A 25,393-nucleotide genomic window follows, 5' to 3' on the forward strand; every position below is an offset into this window, starting at 1 on the left:
AAAGGTTACTAAATGAATTTTACTTCAGTAGTCACTCTTCAAGACTTGATATTTTTTCGTACCCGAAGGTACTGGATATCGTCTTGTGGAGTGCCCACACAGATTGTCTGATAAATTGTTAAAGAGCAGTGAGTTAGTCGCCGTAGCTGGCTATCTCGAGGTGGCGTATACTACGCTTTTCACCCGAAGAGTCAAGCATTTATTTTGCTTTTCTCTTACCGACCTGGCGACTGGTTCTCGTTAGAGGAGTCGTTGTTCCCGGTCAGTGGAGGCGCATTATAGGGAGTTCTCAGAAGGTCGCAACCCCTAAATGCAAAAAACTTTTCAAGCGCGGATTTTTTCGGCAAAACGCTGCACAAGCCAGCATATCAGTCACTTTTCATACTGGATTTGGCCAAACTCCTGGGCAAAACGGTCCACCTGCTGCCAATCGGTGTACTCCACTTCTTTACTGGTATCCGTTTCGCCTCCCGTCATACGCATAATAAATTGAATCATGACGCGATCGAACCAACGATAACGTGGGTAGCGCAACGCGCCGGCAAACACCACGCACTGTTTTGGCTGCCAAGGAGAGGAAAGCAGGAACTTGCGGGTATAGGCATTGGTCTGCGGTGAACGTTTGTCTGGTTTGCGGGCTGTCAGGTTGACGGCAAAGAATGCACTCGGCATCCGGTTCAATTGTTCGGCATGGCGCTTAACGAATTTTTCCAGCACCGGATGGAAGTGGCCGTAACGCACCGAAGCGCCGATCAACACCTGTTGATACTCACTGAGTTCGACACTGTCCGCCTGCAGCAAGTCAATCACGTCACAGTGCAATGTATCCTGCAGTTTACTTGCTATATAAGAAGCGATAGAACGCGTTTGCCCATCACGGCTCGAATAAAGAATCAGTGCCTTCACGGCGTTACTCCTTCTAACTGGATCATTCACGCCAGAACGTTGGCGTAAACAGAACCAGCAGTGTAAAGACTTCCAGTCGTCCGAACAGCATGGTCAGTACCAGAATCCACTTCGCCGGCGCTGGCATAGTAGTAAAGTTATCCGCTACCACGCCCAACCCCGGTCCGAGATTGTTCAGCGTTGCCGTTACGGCAGCAAAAGCGGAGAAATCATCAACGCCGGTGGCGATGATCGCCAACATACTGACGATAAATACCAGGGCATACGCTGAGAAAAATCCCCATACAGCCTCCAGGATCCTTTCCGGCAACGCGCGATTCCCCAGCTTAATGGTATAAACAGCATTGGGATGCACCAGTCTTTTCAGCTCACGCGACCCCTGCAGATACAGCAACAGAATACGGATAACTTTCAGACCACCGCCGGTCGAGCCTGCGCAACCGCCAATAAAAGCAGAGCACAACAGCAGCATGGGCAGGAACAGCGGCCACTTGGAAATGCTGTCAGTGGTAAAACCCGCCGTCGTCGCCATCGACACTACCTGGAAGAACGCCTGATTAAGCGTCTCCATGCCGGTTTTATAGACGCCATGCCCCCACAGCACCGCAGTACACACCACTACCAGCGTGAACTGCACAGCAATGAACATGCGAAACTCAGGATCGCGCCAATACACTTTCAGGTTGCGACCACTCAGCAAGGCAAAGTGCAAACCGTAGTTACAACCAGAAATCAGCAGGAAAATAGCAATGATGGTGTTGATGGTCGGGCTGGCGTAATAACCGATACTGGCATCGTGGGTAGAGAAACCGCCGATGGCGATGGTCGAGAAGCTGTGGCCGATAGCGTCAAAGACTGACATCCCCGCGCCCCACAACGCCAATGCACAGGCAATCGTCAACAGAACATAGATCAGCCACAAGGTTTTGGCCGTTTCGGCGATGCGCGGGCGCATTTTGTTATCTTTCAACGGGCCGGGCATTTCCGCGCGGTAGAGCTGCATGCCGCCGACGCCCAGAATCGGCAGTATCGCTACCGCCAACACGATAATCCCCATCCCTCCCATCCACTGCAACATCTGCCGGTAGAACAAAATGGCTTTGGGCAATGAATCCAACCCGACCAGCGTCGTCGCGCCGGTAGTAGTCAAGCCGGAAAAAGATTCAAAGAAAGCATCAGTAAGCGACAGATTAGGTCGCTCCGAGAATAAAAACGGAAGTGCCCCCACGCTGCCCAACACCGTCCAAAACAACACCACAATCAGGAAACCTTCCCGCGGCTTCAGCTCATGCTTTTGTTTACGGTTGGGCCACCACAACATCAGGCCAATCGTCACCGCCACAAAGAAGGTCTGGCTGAAAGCCCTGCCCGCCCCATCGCGATATATCAATGCCACCAGACCAGGAATAAACATAGTCCCGGAGAATAAGATGACCAGCAAACCTACGATACGGGTTATGGCGCGAAAATGCATTTCAGCACGATCCTTAGCAATTCAGTTGGGGGAATTATTGCGAAACAGGGGCCAATTGCAAATTACCGCGACTGAGATCACGTAATTTCTTCCCGAAGGTCTCAACGACGGTTATCGGCAAAGCCAGATGCAGCATGACGGAGGCGCCATATTCCCCCTGAACGATCCGCCCTTCAGTTTGCTGTAACAAATTCTCGACCAGCGCCAGCTGCGCATAGTCACATTGCAAAATATATTCGGCCTGCGGGACCTTGTAGCCCACAATGATCTGTTTCAGCGCCTGCTGCACGCCGCTGCCATAAGCTCTCACCAGGCCGCCTGTGCCCAACTTGATACCGCCGTAGTAACGTACCACTACGGCGGTGATTTCCCCTATGCCGCTGCCCATCAGTTGTGCGAGGATCGGTTTACCCGCAGTACCGGAAGGCTCACCGTCGTCGGAGAAACCCAACTGCTGCGAATCATTCGGTGGCCCGGCGACAAAGGCCCAACAATGATGCCTTGCCGCCGGATGTTCATTTCGAACCTGTTGAATAAACGCCTTTGCCGCATCGGCCCCGCAAGTCGGCGCCAACAAAGTGATAAAGCGGCTCTTCTTTATCTCCTCGCTGATGCTGACGGCACCCGAAGGGATCGGATAAGGCTGCATCAGGCCAGGTTCAGATCGCGCGTCATGTTCTCGATACGCTTCTCGTGGATCACGATATTGTCTTCAATGCGCATACCACCATAAGGCTTCAGCGCATCAATGCGATCCCAGGCAAAGTGCTTGCTGAACTCACCGTTGCGCCATGGCGCCAACAATGACTCAATAAAATACAGGCCAGGTTCTATAGTCAGCACCATGCCTGGCTGTAACACCCGGGTACAGCGCAGGAAGGGATATTTGGACGGCGCTGCCAGATGCGTACCTTGTTCGTCCTGCATAAAGCCGGCGGCGTCGTGCACCTGCAAGCCCAGAGGATGACCAAGGCCGTGTGGCAGGAATGGCGTGGTGATCCCCTGCTCCACCATGGCTTCTTCGCTGATATCGCTCACCAGTTTGTGGTTCTTGAGCAGTTTGGCGATACGTTGATGCATCTGCACATGGTAGTCGGTGTAACGCACACCCGTCTTGAGGGTGCCCACCAACGCCAACATTTCGGTATTGAGGTCCGCCACCAGCTGCGCGAAATCACTGCCGCTCTGGCCTGCGTAGGTACGCGTTAAATCGGCGGCATAACCGTTGTATTCCGCGCCGGCGTCAATCAGGAAGCTCAGCGCTTCGGCTGGCGGCTGATGGTCAAGCTTGGTGTAATGCAGCACCGCCGCATGTTCATTCAGCGCAACAATGTTGTCATAAGGTACATCGGTATCGCGGTGGCCTGTAGCAGTGAGGTAGGCCAAGTTGATATCAAACTCGCTCATGCCGGACAGGAAGGCCTCATGGGCCGCACGGTGTCCCATCACGGCCGTCTTTTGCGCTTCGCGCATGCAGGCCTGCTCGTAACCGGTTTTGATTGAGCGATGGAAATCCAGGTAGTTCAACACCGCTTTCGGATTCACGTTTTCCGCTGGGATGCCGAGATCGCGGGCGCGTTGCTGCCCGTAACCGATATACCCTACACGCTCACGCTGGGCTGGAAGCTGCTGAGCGATATCATCCGCATTGGCCAGCGGCAACAGTTCGATGGACTTGGTCCAGAAGCTGTCCGGCAGCGGCTCAACGCTGTGCCAATAATCAACCGGCGAATAGAACCACAGCTTCGGTTTGTTAACGCCATCCACCCACAACCAGCAATTCGGTACCGATGTGACGGGCACCCAAGCCTTGAAGTGCGCATTCACTTTGAACGGATAGCTATGGTCGTCCAGAAAAACCCGTTGCAGTTCCCCGGAGTGAATCAACAGAGCGTCCAGCTTGTTGCGCGCCAATACTTCGCGCGCCCGTTTTTGCAGCTCTGCCAGGTGGTCGTTATACAATGAAGCCAGCGTTTCCATCACAATACCCTTATACCCTTAAAACGGAATGCGCCATCTTAGCACACCGCTCTGGCGCACCAACCCCATCAGTTCCGGCATGCGGGGCAGTTCGCAAATCAGCATAAACGTCGTTACATCCGCCGCTGAACAATCAACCACCCCAAAAAACCAAGCAGCGCAATTGCCGCCGTCCACAGACCATGATGCTCCAGCAAGACAGCACCGGCAGCGGCGGCGCCCGCCAGGCATTGCTGCAGAAAACCGCATAGCGCCATGGCATAAGCACCCTGTTCTTTAGCGTCGCTGACGGCTATCGCCATGCTATTCGGGAACAGTATTGCCTGGCCAAAAATCGTCAGGCAATACAAGGTGATGAATATCGTCATGCCGGAAACGCCTACTAGCATGCCACCCCACCACAACAGCATTATCGCAGCGGTCGCCAATGCGGCTATGCTCGTCCCCACCTGCATCAACCGTTTGCCGCCCAAACGGGCCACCGTGCGGTTCACCGTCATAGCTCCGGTAAAGTAAGCCACGCCGATCACCAGCCCCAAAGCACCAAAGGCGGTAACATTGAGGCCAAAGCCCTGCTGCATCACAAACGGGCTAACCTCCTGCAAGGTTACCGTAGTAGCAAACCCCACCCCGCCGACGCAGGCTGGCCAGAAAAACCCCGGACGACGCAGGATACTCCAATAGGTCGCCGCCATTGCAGGACGTTGCCCCACCGCCCGGCCCACCTCCAACGGCAACGTCGCCATTAACAACAAGATCGCCAGCCCGGTCAGCCCCATCAACACGAAGCCCATTTGCCAGTGCGAATACTGGCTGAGCAGCCCGCCAATAAACTGCCCGCCGCCCAGTGCAGTGATGAAGGCTATCGACAGCACCGAGAGACGCCGCGCCAGCTCATCCCCACTCCAGTTGTCGCGCACAATAATGCGCGCGATGATCGCCGCGCCACCGGCAGCAATGCCCTGCAAGGTGCGCAACACCAACAGTTGGATGCCATTGTTACAAAACGCCAACAGCACGCTGCAACCGATAAACAACACCAGAGAAAGCGTCAGCGGCAGGCGGCGGCCAAAACGATCGGCCGCGGCCCCCCAGAACAACACCGGCAGCGCGGCACCAATCACGAACAGGGATATGGAAAGCTCAGTGGCGCGGCGCGTCATCATCAGTTCCTGCATCACCGTCGGCAAAGAAGGCAAATACACCGTTGTCGCCATCTGCGCCATAAAGACCAGCAGACAGGCCAGCGTCATGGTTCTGGCAGGAACACTCCATAAACCACTCTGTTTTACACATATCGCTTTACTCATCCTGCCCCCTGCGTGGATAGCGCTCTATCTCGGGCAAGTGTATTGGGCCTTTCGGCCCCCGGCAAATGACAAGAACGCATAAAATATAATTTAATGTAAAATCAATACATTAACTCAATGATATGTGATCCGCTTTGCAAAAACGCAATCTCTGATTTGCATATTGTTAACATAAAAACCACACTCCTCATCATCTGGTCATACCAGATCAAACGCTGATTCAGGAGATAGACATGCTCTACCAAGGCGAAACATTACAACTGCACTGGCTCGATAACGGCATCGCCGAGCTGGTGTTCAATGCCCCAGGTTCGATAAACAAGCTGGACACTCGCACCGTTGCCAGCCTGGGCGAAGCACTAGACGTACTGGAAAAACAGACCGAACTGAAAGGGCTGCTGGTGCGTTCCGGCAAGGCCGCATTTATTGTCGGCGCCGATATTACCGAATTCCTTTCGCTGTTCGCTGCTCCGGCTGAAAAACTGCACCAATGGCTGGCCTTTGCCAACGCGACCTTTAACCGGTTGGAAGATTTGCCGGTCCCGACCATTTCGGCCATTAACGGTTACGCGCTCGGCGGTGGCTGCGAATGTATTCTGGCAACCGACTTCAGGGTCGCTTCGCCTGATGCGCGCATTGGCCTGCCGGAAACCAAACTGGGCATTATGCCGGGCTTCGGCGGTTCAGTTCGCTTGCCACGCCTGTTGGGTAACGATAGCGCGCTGGAGATCATCGCCGCCGGTAAAGACGTCAGCGCCAAAGATGCGCTGAAGGTCGGTTTGGTGGATGCAGTGGTTGCCCCGGAAAAACTGGTAGAAGCAGCGCTGAAAATGCTGCAACAGGCAATTGATGGCCAGTTGGACTGGCGCGCCTACCGCCAACCGAAACTCGACCCGTTGAAACTCAGCCCAATAGAAGCGGCCATGAGCTTCACCACCGCCAAAGGCATGGTGCTGCAAACCGCAGGTAAACATTATCCAGCGCCGATGACCGCGGTGAAAACCATCGAAGCCGCCGCCAGGTTGGGCCGCGATGAAGCATTGAAACTGGAAACCGCCAGCTTTGTGCCTTTGGCCCGCTCCAAAGAAGCGCGCGCACTGGTCGGTATCTTCCTCAACGATCAGTTTGTGAAAAGCCAGGCGAAAAAGCTGGCCAAAAACGTGGAAGCGCCGAAACAGGCTGCGGTTCTGGGCGCAGGTATCATGGGCGGCGGCATCGCTTACCAGTCCGCGCTGAAAGGCGTGCCGGTGATAATGAAAGACATCAGCGACAAATCCCTGGCGCTCGGCATGAATGAAGCTGCCAAGTTGCTGAACAAACAGTTGGAGCGCGGCAAGCTGGATGGCCTGAAGATGGCTCAAGTGCTGTCGACCATTCAACCGACGCTGGATTATGCCGGTATCGAACGCGCGCAAGTGATCGTTGAAGCCGTAGTCGAGAATCCGAAGATTAAAGCGGCGGTGCTGTCCGAGGTGGAAGGCCTGATCGGTGAAAATACCGTACTTGCATCCAATACCTCGACCATTCCAATCAATCACCTGGCAAAATCGCTGCAACGCCCGCAAAATTTCTGCGGTATGCACTTCTTTAACCCGGTGCACCGCATGCCACTGGTTGAAATCATCCGCGGCGAGCAGACCAGCGACAGCACCATCGCCGCCGTGGTGGCCTACGCCACCCGGATGGGCAAAACGCCGATCGTGGTTAATGATTGCCCGGGCTTCTTCGTCAACCGCGTGCTGTTCCCCTATTTTGCCGGCTTTAGCATGCTGTTGCGCGATGGAGCGGATTTCCGCCAAATCGATAAGGTGATGGAAAAACAGTTTGGCTGGCCAATGGGCCCGGCTTACCTGCTCGACGTGGTGGGGATCGATACCGCGCACCATGCCCAGGCGGTGATGGCTGCCGGTTTCCCGGAACGTATGGGCAAAGATTATCGCGACGCCATCGACGTGATGTTCGACAACCAGCGCTTTGGTCAGAAAAACCAGTTGGGTTTCTACCGTTACAGCCAGGACAACAAAGGCAAGCCGCGTAAAGACAACGATGAGCAGACCGATGCGCTGTTGGCCGCAGTCTCCCAGCCGCGCCAGACCATCAGCGACGAAGAAATTATCGCCCGAATGATGATCCCGATGATCAACGAAGTGGTGCGCTGCCTGGAAGAGAACATCATCGCCAGCCCGGCAGAAGCCGATATGGCACTGGTTTACGGCATTGGGTTCCCTCCGTTCCACGGTGGGGCATTCCGTTACCTGGATACCCTTGGCACCGCCAACTATGTCGAACTGGCCCAGCGTTACGCGCATCTTGGCGCTCTGTATCAAGTGCCTGCCGGCCTGCGCGCCAAAGCTGAACGTAATGAAAGCTACTACCCGGTGGCGACGCCGTTGTCCGATATCGCTACTGGCCAACCGGCATGAGGTCATAAAGATGGAAAACGTAGTTATTGTTGACGCCGTACGCACGCCGATGGGCCGCTCCAAGGGCGGCGCTTTCCGCCAGGTACGCGCTGAAGATCTTTCCGCTCACCTGATGCGTGCCGTGCTGAGCCGTAACCCGGCTCTGGACGCGGCCGAAATTGACGATATTTACTGGGGCTGCGTGCAACAAACGCTAGAGCAGGGTTTTAACATTGCACGTAATGCCTCGCTGCTGGCCGAAATCCCGCATAGCGTACCGGCCGTTACCGTCAACCGACTGTGTGGTTCGTCCATGCAGGCTCTGCACGACGCAGCACGCGCCATTATGGTCGGCGATGCGCAGGTCAGCCTGATTGGCGGCGTTGAGCATATGGGCCACGTGCCGATGAACCACGGCGTGGATTTCCACCCTGGCCTGAGTCGCAGCGTAGCGAAAGCCGCCGGCATGATGGGTCTGACCGCCGAAATGCTGGCCAAGATGCACAATATCAGCCGCCAGATGCAGGATGAATTCGCGGCACGCTCGCACCAACGTGCGCATGCAGCCACTCTGGCCGGTTACTTCAAGAACGAAATCATCCCCACCACCGGCCATGACGCCGATGGCGTGCTGACCCGTTATGACTACGACGAAGTCATTCGCCCGGAAACCACCGTTGCCAGCCTGGCGGCGCTGCGTCCGGCGTTCGATCCGGTCAATGGCACTGTAACCGCCGGCACTTCTTCGGCCTTATCCGACGGCGCATCCGCCATGTTGCTGATGAGCGAGTCACGCGCCAAAGCGCTCGGTCTGAAAGCCCGTGCCCGTATTCGCTCTATGGCGGTAGTCGGTTGCGACCCATCCATTATGGGTTATGGCCCGGTACCGGCCAGCAAACTGGCGCTGAAACGTGCCGGCCTGAGCGTACAGGACATCGATCTGTTTGAATTGAATGAAGCCTTTGCCGCCCAGTCGCTGCCCTGCATCAAGGATCTGGGGCTGTTGGACAGCCTCGACGACAAAATTAACCTGAACGGCGGCGCCATTGCCTTGGGCCACCCGCTGGGCTGCTCGGGCTCACGTATCTCCACCACGCTGTTGAACAACATGGAACGCCGTGACGTGCAATTTGGTCTGGCGACCATGTGTATCGGCCTGGGTCAGGGGATTGCCACCGTATTTGAACGCGTTTAGCTGTGTCTATCTTGGGGTGACTGCGTAACTCATTCAAACCGCAGCATCCCGACAAGTTTAGTTGCCGTACTTCCCGCCTGTCAGGGGCGGGTTTTTTTATGCCTGAAATCTAGAGGTGCCCCAATAAAAAAGGGCAGCCACCGGCTACCCCACTTTATGTCAACCTTGCGCCTCAGATGAACGAGAAGGCGTCGCCAAACATATGCGCTTCCTGCGCACCGCGTTCAATGCAAAAACGTTCGCGGGCAATTTTTGCCATCTCAAACCGGCCGGCAATATAAATATCGTGCTCCGCCAGCGTGCCGAAATCCTGCAATACCGCACTGAGCACCGTGCCGCTGCGGCCACGCCACTCCTCTTCCGGCTGTTCGACCACCGGGATCACCTTCAGATTCGGGTGCTGTAACGACAGCGCTTCCAGCTCACTCAAATCATACAGGTGCTTCAGCTCACGCCCGCCCCAATAGATAGAGATATCGCGGTCCGGCTGTTGCTCCAGCGCGGTAAGCAGAATTGAACGCGCATAGGAGAAGCCTGTACCGCCGGCGATCAACACCAACGGACGGCTGCCTTCTTCTCGTAGCCAGGCATCGCCGTGCGGGATATCGACGGTAATCGCCTGCTCTTTCAGAATGCGATCCATCACCGCCATAGCGTACAGATTCAGCTCCGAAGCGCCGATATGCAGCTCGATATATTCTTGCTGTGAAGGCGTCGATGCCAGCGAGAAAGGACGCTTGTCGCGCTCATCCATCACTACCATCAGATACTGTCCTGCCTTGAAAGAAAACGGTGCCTCTGGCACCAAACGTACCCGATAAACCGTATCGGTAATGGCCTCTACGGAGGTCACTTTACAGCTCAATATTGTCATGCGTTCCCTCTGTCGGGTCATCAATGCAAAACTGAGAACGGAGCCTGACGCTACAACGTCGGTTCTCTGTCACTGAAAATTCCGAGCTCATCCCAGATTTCATCGACGCGCGCACGCACCTTTTCATCCATCTGAATTGGACGGCCCCATTCGCGCGGGGTTTCACCCGGCCATTTATTGGTGGCATCCAGCCCCATCTTCGATCCCAATCCGGAAACCGGGGAGGCGAAGTCCAGATAATCGATCGGCGTGTTTTCTACCATCACGGTATCCCTTGCCGGATCCATTCTGGTGGTGATCGCCCAAATCACATCATTCCAGTCACGCGCATTGATGTCATCGTCACAGACGATAACAAACTTGGTGTACATAAACTGACGCAGGAACGACCAGACGCCCATCATCACGCGCTTGGCATGACCGGCATACTGTTTTTTGATAGTCACCACCGCCAGGCGGTAAGAGCAACCTTCTGGCGGCAGGTAGAAATCTACGATTTCCGGGAACTGCTTTTGCAGGATGGGAACAAACACTTCGTTCAGCGCCACACCCAATACCGCCGGCTCATCCGGCGGACGGCCGGTGTAGGTCGAATGATAAATTGCATCACGACGCTGGGTGATGTGAGTAACGGTAAATACCGGGAAGCTGTCGATCTCGTTGTAGTAACCGGTGTGATCGCCATACGGGCCTTCCGGCGCCATTTCACCCGGCTCAATATAGCCTTCCAACACGATCTCCGCACTGGCGGGCACTTCCAGATCGCAGGATATGCATTTGACCACTTCGGTTTTGTTGCCGCGCAACAACCCGGCAAAGGCATACTCAGACAGGTTGTCCGGCACCGGCGTGACCGCCCCGAGGATAGTGGCGGGATCCGCACCCAGTGCAACAGCAACCGGGAAACGCTCACCGGGATGCGCCTGGCACCATTCCTGGTAATCCAACGCGCCGCCGCGGTGCGACAGCCAACGCATGATCACTTTATTCTTGCCGAGTACCTGCTGACGGTAAATGCCCAAATTCTGCCGCTCTTTTTGCGGCCCGCGGGTGATGGTCAACCCCCAGGTGATGAGCGGTGCAGCGTCTTCAGGCCAACAATGCATCACCGGAATACGGCCGAGATCGACGTCATCACCCTGCCATACCTGCTCCTGGCAAGGCGCGGAACCCAGTACCTTGGTCGGCATATTCAGCACTTGCTTGAACTTCGGCAACTTGTCGAACAGATCGCGGAACCCCTTCGGCGGCTCCGGCTCTTTGAGGAACGCCAGCAGCTTGCCGACCTCACGCAATGAGCTGACATCCTCCTGGCCCATGCCCATCGCTACGCGATTGGCCGTACCAAACAGATTGCACAGCACCGGCATGTCATACCCTTTCGGGTTTTCGAACAGCAACGCCGGGCCGCCCGCACGTAGAGTACGATCGGCAATTTCTGTCATTTCCAGATAGGGATCAATCGGCTGGCTGATGCGTTTTAGTTCCCCTCTCTTTTCCAGCAACGAGAGGAAATCGCGTAAGTCACGGTATTTCATGCTGATCATTATAACGGCCAGTGAGGAGAGCATTATAAGCCCTCTTCACGGTTGTTGCTGCACTTTTGTTAAACACCGGTAAAGGCATCGCCGGTTCTCAGTGGCACGTGAATGGCACCAGCGGGCGTAACGCCTGCGTATTGTCATACTCCTGGGTCTCCACGCCGTGGCGGAATACCTTGAAGCCTTGATCTCTGGCACTGAAGTAGCGCAAGTCATTGCCCTCAACGTGCAACAGGCTGCCCTCGCGCAGTGCCACAACCGATTCGCTCGGATTGACTGCGCAGAATTCCGCCAAGCGTTCATCACGAGTTTCACCCATGTGACCACTGATATGAGCATCGATATAATGCGGGTTAATCTGCACCGGGAACAAGCCCAATGCCGGCAGCACTACGCTGTTGCGCACCGGCATATCATTAGTGGTCCGAATGCTTGGCGTAGCAACGTTGCAGCCGGCGCTCCAACCGACATAAGGTACACCGCGTTCACGAACCGCACGCTGGATCGGGACGATGAGGCCCTTTTCATGCAACATCTGGTTCAACATCCAGGTATTGCCGCCGCTGACCAAAATGCATTGTGCCTGATCAATCGCCGCCGCCGGAGATTCGGCGTGATGAATGCCGGTTACCTGGATGCCCAGGGTCTGCGCCAGTTCCTGCGCACGTTGATCGTAATCGCTGCGGATCAGGGCATAAGGGACTAATACGGCAGACGTAATACCATGACGCGCGATCATCGCCAGCAACCGGCTCTTGGCATAACCCAACAATTCATCCTCGCCGGACAGCTTGCCGTTGCTTAACAGAAATAACTCCATGTCTTCCTCTCAATCGAAAATGATGAATAGCGTCACATCAGGCCACATCAGGCCAAGGCATACTTGCGACGGTAACAAATTTTTAGCCCTCTGTTATACCCAAGCCGTGCGAATAAGTGTGTGACCCCTCGCTAATTGCCGACGATTCATGCAGATAGCGGCTGTTACAAGCTGAAACCTGCATCACTATGTATCCGTACCGGCTTTTGATATGCTTACCGGCTGACAGAAAGGCATGTGAAATTATGGAATCTTGGTACTTACTGTATTGCAAACGCGGCCAACTTTTACGGGCGCAGGAACACCTGGAGCGCCAGGAAGTGAACTGCCTGAGCCCGATCATTACGCTGGAAAAAGTCGTGCGCGGTAAACGCATCTCGGTCAGCGAGCCCCTGTTCCCCAACTACCTGTTTGTGGAGTTCGACCCGGAACGCATTCACACCACAACCATCAGCGCAACACGTGGTGTCAGCCATTTCGTGCGCTTTGGCTCGCTGCCGACGACCATCCCGCAGAAGGTTATCGAAGAGCTGCAGACTCATGCCAGTGAAACCTATTTCGACCCGGAAACCCCTCAGCCAGGCGATACCGTACTGATCGTAGACGGCATGTTCGAAGGGCTGAAGGCGATTTACACCGAGCCGGACGGAGAAGCTCGCTCAATGCTGCTGCTGAATCTGATTAACAAGCAGGTCAGCCAAAGCGTGGACAATCGGCAGTTCCAAAAGCTATAAAAAGCAAAAAGGCGCCAAATGGCGCCTTGGTCATGGGATACAAGCGCCTTAGCGCTGCATCGCTTCATCATGCATCCACTGAGCTACCCGCTTGGCGAAGTAGGTCAGCACACCATCGGCCCCAGCACGCTTGAAGCACATCAGCGACTCCATCACCGCCGGTTGCTCCTGTAGCCAGCCGTTTTGAATCGCGGCCATGTGCATCGCATATTCCCCGGAAACCTGATAGGCAAAGGTCGGCACGCCAAAGGTATCTTTCACCCGACGCACCACATCCAGATAAGGCATACCGGGTTTCACCATCACCATATCCGCGCCTTCCTGCAGATCTTGCGCAATTTCCTGCAGGGCTTCGTCACTGTTGGCAGGGTCCATCTGATAGGTTTTCTTGTTGCCGCCTTTCAGATTGCCGCTCGAACCGAGCGCATCTCGGAACGGACCATAATAGCAGGAGGCATATTTGGCGGAGTACGCCATGATCTGGGTATTAATCAGCCCCTGATGCTCCAGACGATCGCGGATCGCGCCGATACGGCCGTCCATCATATCGCTTGGCGCCACGATTTCCGCTCCGGCTTCCGCATGGGATAACGCCTGACGCACCAGAATATCTTTGGATATATCGTTAATGACGTAACCGTGCTCGTCGATCACGCCGTCCTGGCCGTGCGTGGTGTAAGGATCCAGCGCCACGTCCGTCAGAATACCCAGCTCCGGTACCGCATCTTTCAACGCGCGCACCGTACGCTGCACCAGGCCGTCCGGATTATAAGCTTCTTCCGCATGCAATGACTTCAGACCCGGTTCAATCACCGGGAACAGGGAGATCACCGGTACACCGAGTTTGGCGATGGCTTCCGCTTCCTTAATCAGCAGATCAATGCTCATGCGCGATACGCCTGGCATGGATGCTACCGCTTCCTGACGGTTATTGCCTTCCATGACAAATACCGGATAAATCAGGTCGTTAACCGTCAGTTGATTCTCAGCTACCAGACGGCGACTGAAATCATGACGGCGCACACGGCGCATACGGCGGCCTGGAAAAGCGCCCGGAAATGCATAGCTCATAGTTTTCTCCTAACTCATACCAGCCGGAACAGCCGGCGGGCGTTCTCAACGGTTTTCTGCCCCAACCATTCAGGGTCTTCTTGCCGCCAGGTAGCCACCTGCCGGACGATATGGGGCAAAAAACAGGGTTCGTTGCGGCGAGATGCAGGTTTAGGGCGTAAATCCCGGGGCAACAGATAGGGTGCGTCGGTTTCCAGCAATAAACGGTCCGCCGGGATCCGCGGCAACAGTGCGCGCAATTCCAGGCCACGCCGCTCATCGCAGACCCAACCGGTAATACCGATCGACAACCCCAGCGACAGACAGTGGTCTAATTCCTGGGTGGTGCCGGTAAAGCAGTGCACCACGGCCGCGGGCAGTTTATCCAACCACGGTGCCAACAGCGCGGCAAAACGTGCGTGCGCGTCGCGGCAATGAAGAAAAACCGGCATCCCCAGCTCTGCCGCCAATGCCAACTGGGCGCTGAAAGCCTCTTCTTGCTGCTCCGGGGTGGAGAAATTACGGTTGAAATCCAGCCCGCACTCCCCTATCGCCACCACTTCCGGCCTGATAGCCAACTGGCGGATGCGGGCTGCAGTATCCTCGCTCCAACCGCTGGCATGGTGCGGGTGCACACCTGCGGTGGACCAACAGTAACCGGCGTGCTGCTGCGCCAGGTCACTGGCGGCCTGGCTTTCTTGCAAGTCGGTACCGGTAATTAACAGCCCATCCACGCCAGCGGCGCGTGCGCGTTCCACCACTGCCGGGCGGTCTTTGGCAAACTGTGAACTGGTGAGATTAACGCCGATATCAAACATGTTTTTTTCCAAAGCAAAAGCCGCCCATCGGGCGGCTTTAGAAACAAAACGCAGATTAAGCTGCCGGGGGTTCATCACCCTCGTCTTCTTCTTCCGGCTGCGGGCGGCGCTTGCCGGTGTAAAAGCGGGCAAAGAACACGCCCACTTCAAACAGTAGATACATCGGGATCGCCAGCAAGGTCTGCGAGAAAACATCCGGCGGCGTTAACAGCATGCCAACCACAAAAGCCCCGACCAGGACATAAGGACGCTTCTTTTTCAGATCTTCCGGCGAAGTGACGCCACTCCAACACAGCAGAATAATGGCAACCGGTACCTCAAACGCCACGCCAAACGCCATAAACAGCGCCATGACGAAATCGAGGTAGTTATTGATGTCGGTAGCAATCATCACCCCGGCCGGCGCGGTCTTGGCAAAAAAACCGAACGCCAGCGGGAACACGATAAAATAGGCAAACGCCATGCCGAGATAAAACAGCAAGCTGCTGGAGACCAGCAAAGGCATCATCAAACGACGTTCATGCTTGTACAACGCCGGGGCAATAAAGGCCCAGACCTGATACAGGATCACCGGCGCAGAAACAAACACCGAGACGATCATGGTCAGCTTGATGGGGGTAAAGAAGGGTGAGGCCACGTCTGTGGCTATCATGCTCGCCCCGGCAGGCAACTGTTTGATCAGCGGCGCAGACACCAGTTGATAAATATCGTTGGCGAAATAAACCAGCGCCAGGAAGATCACCAGCACGCTGATAATCGAGTTTAACAACCGCTTACGCAGTTCTATCAGGTGACTGATAAGGGGTTGGGTATCTTCAACAGCCATGTTTTAACGATCGCCACTAGGTTGGTGAGACGCTGGGGTTTTATCCGCAACAGGTTCTGGGGTTGTCTCCACAGTCGCAGCAACAGGCTGCTTGACCGGCTGCGCTGCTGGCGGTTGCACTGCCTGCGGCGTGGCTGCAACGACAGGCTCCGGCTCTACCGGTTTAGGTACAGCCGCCGGTGAGGCGGCAGTGGTCGCAGCCTCCGCCGGGGTCACGCCGTCATGAATGGCTTCCGGGTCGGTGACCAGAGGGTTATGGATGGTGTGCGCCGCTTCGTCTTTGTCTTCGCCATGATAAGAACGCTTCAGCGATTGCGCCGCGTCTTTCAGCTCATCCATTGACGCCTTCAGTTCCGGCGACAAATTCTGCAGGCCCGCCTTCTCAACCTTTTTCAGGCTGTCTTGCAGTTCCTGCAGCTTCAGTTCCTGAGAAAGTTCATTCTGTACCGAAGCCGCCAACGAACGCAGGGCACGGATCCAACCCGAAACTGTTCTAACCGCTACCGGCAACCGTTCTGGCCCGAGTACCACCAGGCCAATGACCAGAACCAGCAGCAGTTCACTAAACCCTATGTCAAACACGGTTTATACCTGCTCTTTGTTCTTCGACTCTTCCGCTTTCACTTCCGGCTGCTTATCGGTAATAGGCTTTGCCGTAAAGTCAGCATCATCCAGGCTGGTTTTCTCAGCCGTGTTGGTCGGTGGCGTGTTGTCGTCACCAATCGCCTTTTTAAAACCCTTGATTGATGCACCGAGATCGGAGCCCAGCGTACGGAGTTTTTTGGTACCGAACAGCAGTACCACGATCACCGCGATGATCAACAATTGCGTAATACTAATACCGCCCATTGCAATTACCTCTATTTTTACAGGGTTTTTTCAAAATCTGCCGTATTATACGGCAGTTTTTACCAGAGTTTTGAATCAATTCAGGTGGTTCGCTTCCAGCCAATCACCCAGGATACGATGCCGGCAGCCATCAGCCACGCGGGGAAGACCTCGACCTTCCCTAACAGCAAAATCGTACCGCTTACTAACAGTGTAGCGCCAACGCCGAACAAATAACGCGATTGCCCCTGACGAACGCGCTGGGCCTGCATCTGATTGGTCAGCTTATCAACGCTTTGTTGCAACCGTTTATGCTGTTGCAGACTATCGTAAAATAATTCAGGCAATTCGGGCAGCTTCTCCGCCCAAAACGGTGCTTTTTCCTTCAGGGCGCGAATCACCGCCGGTATGCCGACCTGATCATGCATCCAACTCTCAAGGAATGGCTTGGCGGTAGTCCATAAATCCAACTTCGGATAGAGCTGCCGCCCCAGGCCTTCAACATACAGCAAGGTCTTCTGCAATAACACCAGTTGCGGCTGTACTTCCATATTGAAACGGCGCGCGGTATTGAACAGATTCAACAGCACGTTGCCGAACGAAATCTCCTCGAGCGGCTTCTCGAAGATCGGCTCGCACACGGTGCGGATGGCGAACTCGAAGTCTTCCACATTGGTATCACGCGGTACCCAGCCTGAATCAACATGCAGCTCTGCCACTTTGCGGTAATCACGGTTGAAAAAGGCGATGAAATTTTCTGCCAAATAGCGTTTGTCGTCCTTGTTCAACGAGCCGACGATGCCGCAGTCAATGCCGATATAACAGGGATTTTCAGGGTGCTCGTAGCTGACAAAAATATTACCGGGATGCATGTCCGCATGGAAAAAACTGTCGCGGAATACCTGGGTAAAGAATACCTGTACCCCACGCTCAGCCAATAGCTTCATGTTGGTGCCCTGCTTTTCCAGCGTGGCAATATCCGAAACCGGTATGCCGTAGATGCGTTCCATCACCAGCACACTTTCACGGCAATAGTCGGAGTAGACCTCCGGCACGTACAGCATCGGGCTGCCATCAAAATTGCGGCGCAGCTGGATGGCGTTTGCCGCTTCACGCAACAGGTTCAACTCGTCCAGCAGAGTCTTTTCGTACTCTCGCACTACTTCACGCGGCCGCAAACGACGGCCATCCGGCATCAGTTTTGGCACCCAGCCCGCCAAACGATACATCAGGCGAACGTCGGCCTTGATGATTGGCCCGATATCCGGTCGGATGACCTTCAGTACAATTTCCTGCCCGGTGGTTTTCAGGCGCGCAGTATGCACCTGTGCTATCGACGCAGATGCCAGCGCCTGCTGGTCAAAATCATCAAACCAGGTTTCCAGCGGGCCCCCCATCGCCAATTCGATGTGCTTGCGCGCCAATGCGCCGTCGAATGGCGCAACCCGATCCTGCAGCAAGGTCAGTTGATCGGCAATCTGTGGCGGGAACAGGTCACGGCGAGTGGACATCATCTGGCCGAATTTGATCCATACCGGCCCCAACTCTTGCAGAGCCAGACGCAAACGCTCGCCCAGAGGCTTGTCTGCGTGGCGATTGGGCATCCAAAACAGCAGGCGGCGGCCAAAACGCAGCGGCAGCGTCAGGCGCATCTTGGGGATCAGTTCATCCAGGCCATAGCTGAGAAAAACGCGGACAATCAAATACAGACGGCGTAGTTCGCCAGGGGTCATCGTTTACCCTCCAACTTGTCCATGCGGGCAATCAGAGCTTCGGTGCTGCGGACGGTGGCGTCAACTTCCTCGTTGAACCACACCACTTCCAGCGGCCCCGGTGCCACGCGCCACTCTTCCGTCAGGGTTTCCGCCACGTAATGCTGCTGACGCTGCAACCCCGATCGCAACAGGCTCGCGCCTTTACCGAGCACCTGGGTGATGCTCTGCGCGGCAATGTCACCGATATAGGGCGACAGCCATTCCGCCGGATCCCACTCCGCCAGATCAAGCAGCCCCACCAGCTGTTGCACCACCTGAATATCGCCCTCGACGATCAACTCGCCGTTGCGCATCAATGGCGAAAGCTGTTGACGATCGCGCAGCTTCAACAACACCGATATCCGGCTGCGTACCGTGCAATCGGCATTATCTTCAGACTGGCCAAGCACATCCACCCGCTGTTCGCTGAATATCAACACCAACGGCGAAGCGAGCTCCTGCAACTCAATACGCAGTATTTTGCCGGCCAACCGCAGACGGGCGGCCTTCATACTGCGATCGCGGAACAGCAGACTATTGAGCGATGTCTCCAGCGCGCCGGTCAACAGGGGGGTTAGCAGCATCGGCATGTCCATATCAGAACTTGAAGCCACGATGCAGGGCCACAATACCGCCGGTCAGATTGAAATAGGTCACGTTGTCAAAACCGGCGGCTCCCATCATGCCCTTCAGCGTTTCCTGATCGGGATGCATACGGATTGACTCGGCCAGATAACGGTAGCTTTCCGGATCCTTCACCACCAGCTCGCCGATTTTCGGCAGCACGTGGAACGAATAGGCATCATAGGCTTTGCTCAGCGGGGCCAGCAGCGGTTTGGAGAACTCCAGTACCAACAGGCGGCCGCCTGGCTTCAGCACGCGGAACATCGAACGCAGCGCCTTGTCTTTGTCGGTGACGTTGCGCAGGCCGAAGGAAATGGTGATGCAGTCAAAATAGTTATCCGGGAACGGCAACGCTTCGGCATTAGCCTGCACATAGCTGATGTTGCCGATGATGCCGCGATCGCGCAGCTTCTCGCGCCCCATCTTCAGCATGGAGTCGTTAATGTCCGCCAGCACTACCTGCCCTTGCTCACCGACCATGCGGGAGAACTTGGCGGCCAGATCGCCGGTGCCGCCGGCCAGATCCAGTACACGCTGCCCACGGCGCACGCCGCTGCAATCAATGGTAAACCGCTTCCAGATACGGTGGATGCCAAACGACATCAGGTCGTTCATCACGTCATACTTTGCCGCTACCGAATGAAAAACGTCTGCCACCATGGCCTGCTTTTCGTCTCTAGCGACGGTGCGAAAACCGAAATCTGTGGTTTCCTGCGATTGATCTGCCATTGTCCTGCCTGCTATTCAGTCAATTTTGTGTGGTCGAGTGTACCAGAACCCCACGGAATACCCCACCTCGCGGCGGCTGTCATGCCTGCGAAGCGGAGCGTGGTTCTTCGGCGGAATCGTCGTCTTCCGCCTGCGGCAACGCGTTGACGTCATCGTCATCCGCTGCCTCATCTTCATCATCATGCTGCGCGCCGGCCTGCTGTGCCAGCAAGGGATTGATCGGCCGTTTCACCTCGACCCCCAGCGCGCGGAACCCTTCGGTTTGGCCGATAAGATTACCACGGCCTTCGCTCAGTTTGTTCATCGCCTGGCGATAACTCCCCTGGGCCTTGTCCAGGCTCTGCCCCAACGCCGACATGTCGTCGACAAACAGCCGCATCTTGTCATACAACCGCGCCGCCCGGTCGGCAATGCGCTGCGCGTTCTGGCTCTGGTGCTCATAGCGCCACAGGTTGGTAATGGTGCGCAACGCGACCAACAACGTGGTCGGGCTGACCAGCATAATATTGTGTTTAAGCGCTTCGCTTATCAATTCCGGCTCCCGGTCGATGGCCAGCAGGAAAGCCGGCTCCACCGGGATAAACATCAACACATAGTCCAGTGAACGCAGGCCGGGCAACTGTTGATAATCTTTACGCCCCAGCAAGCGAATGTGGCCGCGCAGCGAGGCAATATGCTCGCTCAGCGCCGCCTCGCGTTCCGCTTCATCTTCACTGTTGAAATAACGTTCGTAGGCGACCAGCGACATTTTCGCATCGATCACGACGTCCTTGCCCTGCGGCAGACGCACAATAACGTCAGGCTGCATACGGCTCTGATGATCCAACCGCACATTAACCTGAGTTTCATACTCGTGCCCCTCGCGCAAACCCGAGGCTTCCAGCACCCGGCTGAGCACCACCTCACCCCAGTTACCCTGGGTTTTATTATCGCCTTTCAGCGCCTTGGTAAGGTTAATCGCCTCACGCGCCATCTGTGCGTTGAGTTGCTGCAGGTTACGTATTTCATGGGTCAGGGTATGGCGCTCGCGGGCCTCCTGGCCAAAGCTGTCCTGCACCTGACGGCGAAAACCGTCCAGTTGCTCGCGCAGCGGCAGCAACAGCCGATCCAGGCTCTGCTGGTTCTGTTCATTCACCTTGCGCCCGCTGTGTTCGAAGATGCGGTTGGCCAGGTTTTCAAACTGGGTGGTGAGCCGTTGTTCGCTGTTGATCAACAGACGCTGCTTCTCTTCCGCCGCCATGCGGGTCTCTTCCAGGCGGATGGTCACTTCACGCAGTTCGGCTTCCTGAGCGCTGTTGACCTCACGCTGGGCGCGCAGTTCCTGATTAAGCAGTTCACATTCGTTGCGCCAGTGATTGAGCTGCTGCAATTTTTCGTGCCCGGCCGCCAATTGGCTGTGCAAATTGCGCAGTTCCAAATCGGTTTGCCGCATTTGCTGTTCATACCGCTGTAGAATTTCCTGCCGGGCCGCCGTTTCCTGCTGTGCCTGCTGCAACGACTGTTCCAGCAGCCGCAGCTCGGTTTCATGCTGCGCATGGGCCTGTTGCACGCGCAGGCTGGCGATCAACCACCCCAGCAGTATGCCGATCGCAACCCCGCCCACACCGTAAACCAAACTGGTATCCACCCTGCCTCCTGTTACGCCTTGCCGTTCCTGCGTTTAATGCGCCTGTTGCCCGTCACGTTAAGGGGAGGCTGTATGGATGTCCAGTCTGATTTTGCACCGGGAACGCAATATTGCGAAACGCCGCGCAAGTCAGGCAAGAACTAACCAAACCATTGGGTTAGCCACTTGATGCCAAACGCCCCCGGCGCAAGAATACCGAACGCCCAGATCATCGCCGAAGTGATATTCGCCAGTTGGAAGTAACCTTGGGGCATGCCGCAGATGCCGCCGACCAGCGGCACCACCGCGCGCAGCGGGCCGAAGAAACGGCCGATAAAAATACCCAACACGCCCCAGCGTTCAAAAAACCTATGGCCGCGGTCCAGCAACTGCGGATTACGCGATAGTGGCCACATATGCGCCACTCGGTCCTGATAGTGATAACCGATCCAATAAGAAAGCCAGTCGCCGAAAAATGCCCCCATGGCGGCGGCGGCCCAGATAGGCCAAAAAGCGATGCCGCTCTCGCCAATCAACGCGCCCAACGCCAGCAGGATCACCGTGGCCGGCAACAGCAGGGACAAGAACGCCAGCGATTCGCCGAATGCCAGGAAGAAAATAATGGGAATGGCCCAGCCTTCGTGCTGACGCACGGCGTCGCTGACCCAGTTGATAATGTCGTTGAGGCTCAATACAGGCTCCTGATGCGGGGTTTTCTGTGCCAAGGATACGCAATGCCGACCGGGGCAGGTTAAACCCCGACTAAACATGTCGCGGTTTACTCGAGGTAGAACGCCTGCAGCGTTTCACGCTGACTTGGGCCCAGGCCGTATTCTGCCTCCAGCCAGCGATCGGTGGAACCGTATTGAGTGCGAATACCGCTCAGGGCGGTCATCAGGAACTCTTCGCGGACGCTTAGCACGTAGGTGAACTGCCCCAGCGCCGAGGCGCTCAGGCGAATCGACAGTTGATCCAGCATGTGCTCGCGGAAGGTCGCCAGCGTGGTTTCGGTCAGCAGGTAATCTTCAACCACCGTCGCCTCGTCAGCCCCCAGGGCAAACAACACCAGTGCCGCCCCCACCCCGGTGCGATCCTTACCCACCGCGCAATGCTGGACGATAGCGCCGCTATCGGGGGTAAGCAGCAGTTGGGTCAGCCGTTTATACGCAGGATTGCCGAACGGCAGCCGGCGATACAGCTCCTGCATAAACGCCTGTGCGTCGAAACCGGCCAACGTCTGGCTGGTCAGCTTTTCCAGGTTAGCGTTAACCCCACTGCTCAATGGGTTGGCCGGAACATGATGGTAATCGGCGCCACGCCACAGAATATCAGGCTTGTCCTGCACTTCGTCGGCGTCACGGTAGTCCAGCACCGAGCGCACCGGCACGCCGGCCAGGAAGGTGCAGTCGTTTTCCGTCAGGCAATTCAGCGAGCCGGAACGGAACAACAGACCGCGTTTGATGCGGCGACCACCGACGACGCCGTTGCCGCCTAGATCGCGGAAATTAATGCCGCCATCAAGCGGAGCAAGTGAAGGATGAAGCAGAATCTGGGCGGTCATAGACGTCCTCGTGGTTATTGTCTAAAAGGCGCAACCTGAACGGCAAAACCGAAATCAACGGATAAAGAGGCGGCCGAAAGGATGGCGCTGATGGCTATATACACCCTGGCTTTCACGTTGCGGCCAGCCGCAGTTTGCAAGGCGTGGATATAACCGTAACAGATTAAGGCTGAATGGAAAAACGGACCGCGTTGGCGGCCCGTTGAAGGGGGAGGCGATTACAGCAGGCGGCGTGCCGCTTCAACCACAATCTGTACCGCTTTGCTTTCGGTGTTTTTCATGGTTTCTGCGTTTGGAATTTCCTGCTGGGTGCGATTGACGATCACGCCGGCAACCATACCGGCGCGCAGGCCCTGGCTGGCGCACATGGTCAGCAGAGTGGCGGATTCCATTTCATAGTTCATTACGCCCATCGCCTGCCATTCTTCCATCGAGCCCTTAAAGCGGCTGACGACGCGGCCGGAATAGGTATCGTAACGTTCCTGGCCAGGATAGAAGGTGTCAGAAGACGCGGTCACGCCAATGTGGGTGGCGGCACCGCTGGCCTTGGCGGCCTCGACCAGTGCGGTGGTACAGGCGAAGTCGGCCACTGCCGGGAATTCCATCGGCGCAAAATGCAGGCTGGCACCGTCGAGACGAACCGCCGCGGTAGTGACCAGCACGTCGCCGACGTTGATGTTCGACTGAATCGCCCCGGTGGTGCCGATACGCAGGAAGGTACGGATCCCCAGCTGCGCCAGTTCTTCAACGGCGATCGAGGTAGACGGACCGCCGATACCGGTGGAGCAGACGATCACTGCCTTGCCGTCCAGCTCTGCACGCCAGGTAGTAAATTCACGATGGGAAGCCAGATGCACCGGATTTTCCATCAGCTTGGCAATTTTCTCTACGCGCTGCGGATCGCCCGGAACGATGGCAAGCTGGGCCCCTTGTAAATCGTTTTTAGTGAGGCCGAGATGAAAAACGTCAGATTGAGACATGCGAGACTCCTCATAGATCATGTTTATTGGGAGGAACAAAAAAGTACTCTACTGAAAATCGCCACCTAATTTCGTGACGACCATCACCATGAATAAAGAAACAGATAGCAATCTACATAATTTTTGTGATTCAAGTCACATAAAATCACCCAGGGGCGTTCCATGAACGCCGTACCTGCCACAAGTCTAGCCGACAAAACAAAGCGTCGTTTTACCTGCCTCTTCCCTGGCGACAAGCCCCTTTCCCGCGATGAGGCCACTTACGGCAGCGCCGAAAAATAGCCTTATTTTATCGGCGACTTAGCAACAAAAAATGTGGCTAACGCACCTTATGGCGCTAATGCAGGCCAAAATGCGCAATACCCTGATAAAAAGATAAGAAAAACGCGCTAAAGCCAGATAATTAATCGTTTTTTACAGACTTGACCGAAAATGCTCAACCGGGTGCCAATAACGGGTAATCTTACCTATAGTTATTCTCAGCGCTTTTTTCTATTGCACGGAGACCGCAATGAAAACCGACCATGTGATGACATTAAAACAGGCTCAGGGGGGATTCGCCCCGGCCGTAATACCCTTGGCCGCTTCCACTCTTCATACCGACGCACAGGGTATTCATGCCGGGGAAACCACCATTCCCTCGCAGGGTGACAACCTGCCGGCCTATATTGCCAAGCCGGCGAACCACGACGGCCCCTTCCCGGTAGTGCTGGTGGTACAAGAGATTTTTGGCGTGCACGAGCATATTCAGGATCTGTGCCGCCGCCTGGCGAAACAGGGCTACCTGGCGATAGCGCCCGAGTTGTATTTCCGCCAGGGGGATGCCAGGGATTACACCGACATAGGCGAATTGTTCCAGAAACTGGTGGGCAAGGTGCCGGACCGTCAGGTGCTGGCCGATCTCGACCACGCAGCCCATTGGGCCACCCGTCATGGCGGCGACGCCGGCAAGCTGGCGATTACCGGTTTCTGCTGGGGCGGTCGCATTACCTGGCTGTATGCGGCACATAACCCGCAGTTGAAGGCAGCAGTGGCCTGGTACGGCAAGTTAGTGGGCGAAAAAACGCTGAACTCCCCCAAACACCCGGTCGACGTCGCAACGCAGCTGTCTGCGCCGGTGCTGGGATTATACGGCGGCCAGGACACCGGCATCCCGTTGGAAACGGTGGAGACCATGCGCCAGGCGATTCGCGCAGCTAACGCCAATGCCGAGATCGTGGTGTACCCCGAAGCGGGTCATGCCTTCAATGCCGATTATCGCCCAAGCTATGATGCCGAAGCGGCGACGGACGGCTGGCAACGCATGCTGGCATGGTTCGCCCAGCACGGCGTAGCCGGCGTCAAATAATTCTCCCACGGGCGCGCTGCTACTGCGCCCGGT

Annotated in this window: 24 protein-coding genes; 4 read left to right on the forward strand and 20 right to left on the reverse strand. The window is 55.9% G+C overall.

Going from position 1 to position 25,393, the window contains the following annotated elements; translation table 11 throughout:
* Nucleotides 1–372 precede the first annotated feature (372 nt).
* The 5 genes from hemG to D4100_RS14595 form a co-directional block, all read right to left on the reverse strand.
* Nucleotides 373–906 carry a menaquinone-dependent protoporphyrinogen IX dehydrogenase gene (gene hemG, locus D4100_RS14575; protein ID WP_006317247.1) on the reverse strand — a complete coding sequence of 178 codons (534 nt, stop codon included), beginning with the start codon at nucleotides 904–906 and terminating at the stop codon, nucleotides 373–375.
* 22 nt (nucleotides 907–928) lie between these two features.
* Complete coding sequence (gene trkH, locus D4100_RS14580) at nucleotides 929–2,380, reverse strand: Trk system potassium transporter TrkH (protein WP_006317246.1); 1,452 nt, start codon at nucleotides 2,378–2,380, stop codon at nucleotides 929–931.
* A gap of 34 nt (nucleotides 2,381–2,414) precedes the next feature.
* A complete protein-coding gene (locus D4100_RS14585; protein WP_006317245.1) occupies nucleotides 2,415–3,029 on the reverse strand; it encodes an IMPACT family protein in 615 nt (204 codons plus the stop codon).
* Entirely contained in the window at nucleotides 3,029–4,360 is a 1,332-nt protein-coding gene (gene pepQ / locus D4100_RS14590) for a Xaa-Pro dipeptidase (RefSeq protein WP_006317244.1), read from the reverse strand. The genes D4100_RS14585 and pepQ overlap by 1 nt, the downstream gene beginning before the upstream one ends.
* Nucleotides 4,361–4,473: 113 nt before the next feature.
* Nucleotides 4,474–5,670 carry an MFS transporter gene (locus D4100_RS14595; RefSeq protein WP_119804649.1) on the reverse strand — a complete coding sequence of 399 codons (1,197 nt, stop codon included), beginning with the start codon at nucleotides 5,668–5,670 and terminating at the stop codon, nucleotides 4,474–4,476.
* A gap of 233 nt (nucleotides 5,671–5,903) precedes the next feature.
* On the opposite strand from D4100_RS14595, the gene fadB reads away from it, so the two are divergent.
* On the forward strand, nucleotides 5,904–8,093 hold the full coding sequence (gene fadB / locus D4100_RS14600; protein ID WP_006317242.1) for a fatty acid oxidation complex subunit alpha FadB: 2,190 nt from the start codon (nucleotides 5,904–5,906) through the stop codon (nucleotides 8,091–8,093).
* 10 nt (nucleotides 8,094–8,103) lie between these two features.
* Nucleotides 8,104–9,267 carry an acetyl-CoA C-acyltransferase FadA gene (gene fadA, locus D4100_RS14605; RefSeq protein ID WP_006317241.1) on the forward strand — a complete coding sequence of 388 codons (1,164 nt, stop codon included), beginning with the start codon at nucleotides 8,104–8,106 and terminating at the stop codon, nucleotides 9,265–9,267.
* Between the two features lie 172 nt (nucleotides 9,268–9,439).
* Here the strand turns inward: fadA and fre are convergent, their stop codons facing one another.
* From fre to pepE, 3 genes are all read right to left on the reverse strand, one after another.
* On the reverse strand, nucleotides 9,440–10,141 hold the full coding sequence (fre, locus tag D4100_RS14610) for an NAD(P)H-flavin reductase (RefSeq protein WP_119804650.1): 702 nt from the start codon (nucleotides 10,139–10,141) through the stop codon (nucleotides 9,440–9,442).
* A gap of 50 nt (nucleotides 10,142–10,191) precedes the next feature.
* Complete coding sequence (gene ubiD, locus D4100_RS14615) at nucleotides 10,192–11,688, reverse strand: 4-hydroxy-3-polyprenylbenzoate decarboxylase (protein WP_119804758.1); 1,497 nt, start codon at nucleotides 11,686–11,688, stop codon at nucleotides 10,192–10,194.
* An 88-nt stretch (nucleotides 11,689–11,776) separates the two neighbouring features.
* Nucleotides 11,777–12,502 (reverse strand): dipeptidase PepE, encoded by a 726-nt coding sequence (pepE, locus tag D4100_RS14620; RefSeq protein WP_065505737.1) that lies wholly within the window; start codon nucleotides 12,500–12,502, stop codon nucleotides 11,777–11,779.
* A gap of 245 nt (nucleotides 12,503–12,747) precedes the next feature.
* On the opposite strand from pepE, the gene rfaH reads away from it, so the two are divergent.
* Nucleotides 12,748–13,236, forward strand: a complete 489-nt coding sequence (gene rfaH, locus D4100_RS14625; RefSeq protein ID WP_065505736.1) for a transcription/translation regulatory transformer protein RfaH — start codon at nucleotides 12,748–12,750, stop codon at nucleotides 13,234–13,236.
* A 48-nt stretch (nucleotides 13,237–13,284) separates the two neighbouring features.
* Here rfaH and hemB read toward each other — a convergent pair whose 3' ends face one another.
* From hemB to udp, 12 genes are all read right to left on the reverse strand, one after another.
* A complete protein-coding gene (hemB, locus tag D4100_RS14630) occupies nucleotides 13,285–14,307 on the reverse strand; it encodes a porphobilinogen synthase (protein WP_065505735.1) in 1,023 nt (340 codons plus the stop codon).
* A gap of 14 nt (nucleotides 14,308–14,321) precedes the next feature.
* Nucleotides 14,322–15,104: a 3'-5' ssDNA/RNA exonuclease TatD gene (tatD, locus tag D4100_RS14635; protein ID WP_065505734.1), complete on the reverse strand. Its 783-nt coding sequence runs from the start codon at nucleotides 15,102–15,104 to the stop codon at nucleotides 14,322–14,324.
* A 55-nt stretch (nucleotides 15,105–15,159) separates the two neighbouring features.
* Nucleotides 15,160–15,930 (reverse strand): Sec-independent protein translocase subunit TatC, encoded by a 771-nt coding sequence (tatC, locus tag D4100_RS14640; RefSeq protein WP_065505733.1) that lies wholly within the window; start codon nucleotides 15,928–15,930, stop codon nucleotides 15,160–15,162.
* Nucleotides 15,931–15,933: 3 nt separating this feature from the next.
* Nucleotides 15,934–16,512 (reverse strand): Sec-independent protein translocase protein TatB, encoded by a 579-nt coding sequence (tatB, locus tag D4100_RS14645; protein ID WP_119804651.1) that lies wholly within the window; start codon nucleotides 16,510–16,512, stop codon nucleotides 15,934–15,936.
* 3 nt (nucleotides 16,513–16,515) lie between these two features.
* On the reverse strand, nucleotides 16,516–16,779 hold the full coding sequence (gene tatA / locus D4100_RS14650; protein WP_065505731.1) for a Sec-independent protein translocase subunit TatA: 264 nt from the start codon (nucleotides 16,777–16,779) through the stop codon (nucleotides 16,516–16,518).
* Nucleotides 16,780–16,859: 80 nt separating this feature from the next.
* A complete protein-coding gene (ubiB, locus tag D4100_RS14655; protein ID WP_119804652.1) occupies nucleotides 16,860–18,491 on the reverse strand; it encodes a ubiquinone biosynthesis regulatory protein kinase UbiB in 1,632 nt (543 codons plus the stop codon).
* Entirely contained in the window at nucleotides 18,488–19,096 is a 609-nt protein-coding gene (gene ubiJ / locus D4100_RS14660; RefSeq protein ID WP_065506796.1) for a ubiquinone biosynthesis protein UbiJ, read from the reverse strand. Before ubiJ ends, ubiB begins: the two co-directional genes overlap by 4 nt.
* A 13-nt stretch (nucleotides 19,097–19,109) precedes the next feature.
* Nucleotides 19,110–19,865: a bifunctional demethylmenaquinone methyltransferase/2-methoxy-6-polyprenyl-1,4-benzoquinol methylase UbiE gene (gene ubiE, locus D4100_RS14665; RefSeq protein ID WP_004951027.1), complete on the reverse strand. Its 756-nt coding sequence runs from the start codon at nucleotides 19,863–19,865 to the stop codon at nucleotides 19,110–19,112.
* Between the two features lie 79 nt (nucleotides 19,866–19,944).
* On the reverse strand, nucleotides 19,945–21,492 hold the full coding sequence (gene rmuC / locus D4100_RS14670; RefSeq protein WP_119804653.1) for a DNA recombination protein RmuC: 1,548 nt from the start codon (nucleotides 21,490–21,492) through the stop codon (nucleotides 19,945–19,947).
* Nucleotides 21,493–21,632: 140 nt separating this feature from the next.
* Entirely contained in the window at nucleotides 21,633–22,163 is a 531-nt protein-coding gene (locus tag D4100_RS14675; protein WP_006323094.1) for a DedA family protein, read from the reverse strand.
* Between the two features lie 86 nt (nucleotides 22,164–22,249).
* A complete protein-coding gene (locus D4100_RS14680; RefSeq protein WP_065505728.1) occupies nucleotides 22,250–23,032 on the reverse strand; it encodes a tyrosine-protein phosphatase in 783 nt (260 codons plus the stop codon).
* Nucleotides 23,033–23,250: 218 nt separating this feature from the next.
* Nucleotides 23,251–24,012 (reverse strand): uridine phosphorylase, encoded by a 762-nt coding sequence (udp, locus tag D4100_RS14685; protein WP_065505727.1) that lies wholly within the window; start codon nucleotides 24,010–24,012, stop codon nucleotides 23,251–23,253.
* Nucleotides 24,013–24,523: 511 nt separating this feature from the next.
* Between udp and D4100_RS14690 the strand changes: the two genes are divergently transcribed.
* Entirely contained in the window at nucleotides 24,524–25,360 is an 837-nt protein-coding gene (locus tag D4100_RS14690; RefSeq protein WP_065505726.1) for a dienelactone hydrolase family protein, read from the forward strand.
* Nucleotides 25,361–25,393 lie beyond the last annotated feature (33 nt).

The organism is Serratia inhibens (assembly GCF_003591175.1).
Lineage (GTDB): Bacteria > Pseudomonadota > Gammaproteobacteria > Enterobacterales > Enterobacteriaceae > Serratia > Serratia inhibens.

Coding starts and splice junctions, on each gene's coding strand:
- D4100_RS14680 (WP_065505728.1), bottom strand. CDS start 23,032: ATGACCGCCCAGATTCTGCTTCATCCTTCACTTGCTCCGCTTGATGGC.
- D4100_RS14690 (WP_065505726.1), top strand. CDS start 24,524: ATGAAAACCGACCATGTGATGACATTAAAACAGGCTCAGGGGGGATTC.
- D4100_RS14595 (WP_119804649.1), bottom strand. CDS start 5,670: ATGAGTAAAGCGATATGTGTAAAACAGAGTGGTTTATGGAGTGTTCCT.
- hemB (WP_065505735.1), bottom strand. CDS start 14,307: ATGAGCTATGCATTTCCGGGCGCTTTTCCAGGCCGCCGTATGCGCCGT.
- ubiD (WP_119804758.1), bottom strand. CDS start 11,688: ATGATCAGCATGAAATACCGTGACTTACGCGATTTCCTCTCGTTGCTG.
- D4100_RS14585 (WP_006317245.1), bottom strand. CDS start 3,029: ATGCAGCCTTATCCGATCCCTTCGGGTGCCGTCAGCATCAGCGAGGAG.
- fre (WP_119804650.1), bottom strand. CDS start 10,141: ATGACAATATTGAGCTGTAAAGTGACCTCCGTAGAGGCCATTACCGAT.
- trkH (WP_006317246.1), bottom strand. CDS start 2,380: ATGCATTTTCGCGCCATAACCCGTATCGTAGGTTTGCTGGTCATCTTA.
- ubiE (WP_004951027.1), bottom strand. CDS start 19,865: ATGGCAGATCAATCGCAGGAAACCACAGATTTCGGTTTTCGCACCGTC.
- ubiB (WP_119804652.1), bottom strand. CDS start 18,491: ATGACCCCTGGCGAACTACGCCGTCTGTATTTGATTGTCCGCGTTTTT.
- tatA (WP_065505731.1), bottom strand. CDS start 16,779: ATGGGCGGTATTAGTATTACGCAATTGTTGATCATCGCGGTGATCGTG.
- pepQ (WP_006317244.1), bottom strand. CDS start 4,360: ATGGAAACGCTGGCTTCATTGTATAACGACCACCTGGCAGAGCTGCAA.
- udp (WP_065505727.1), bottom strand. CDS start 24,012: ATGTCTCAATCTGACGTTTTTCATCTCGGCCTCACTAAAAACGATTTA.
- tatC (WP_065505733.1), bottom strand. CDS start 15,930: ATGGCTGTTGAAGATACCCAACCCCTTATCAGTCACCTGATAGAACTG.
- tatD (WP_065505734.1), bottom strand. CDS start 15,104: ATGTTTGATATCGGCGTTAATCTCACCAGTTCACAGTTTGCCAAAGAC.
- rfaH (WP_065505736.1), top strand. CDS start 12,748: ATGGAATCTTGGTACTTACTGTATTGCAAACGCGGCCAACTTTTACGG.
- pepE (WP_065505737.1), bottom strand. CDS start 12,502: ATGGAGTTATTTCTGTTAAGCAACGGCAAGCTGTCCGGCGAGGATGAA.
- ubiJ (WP_065506796.1), bottom strand. CDS start 19,096: ATGCTGCTAACCCCCCTGTTGACCGGCGCGCTGGAGACATCGCTCAAT.
- fadA (WP_006317241.1), top strand. CDS start 8,104: ATGGAAAACGTAGTTATTGTTGACGCCGTACGCACGCCGATGGGCCGC.
- fadB (WP_006317242.1), top strand. CDS start 5,904: ATGCTCTACCAAGGCGAAACATTACAACTGCACTGGCTCGATAACGGC.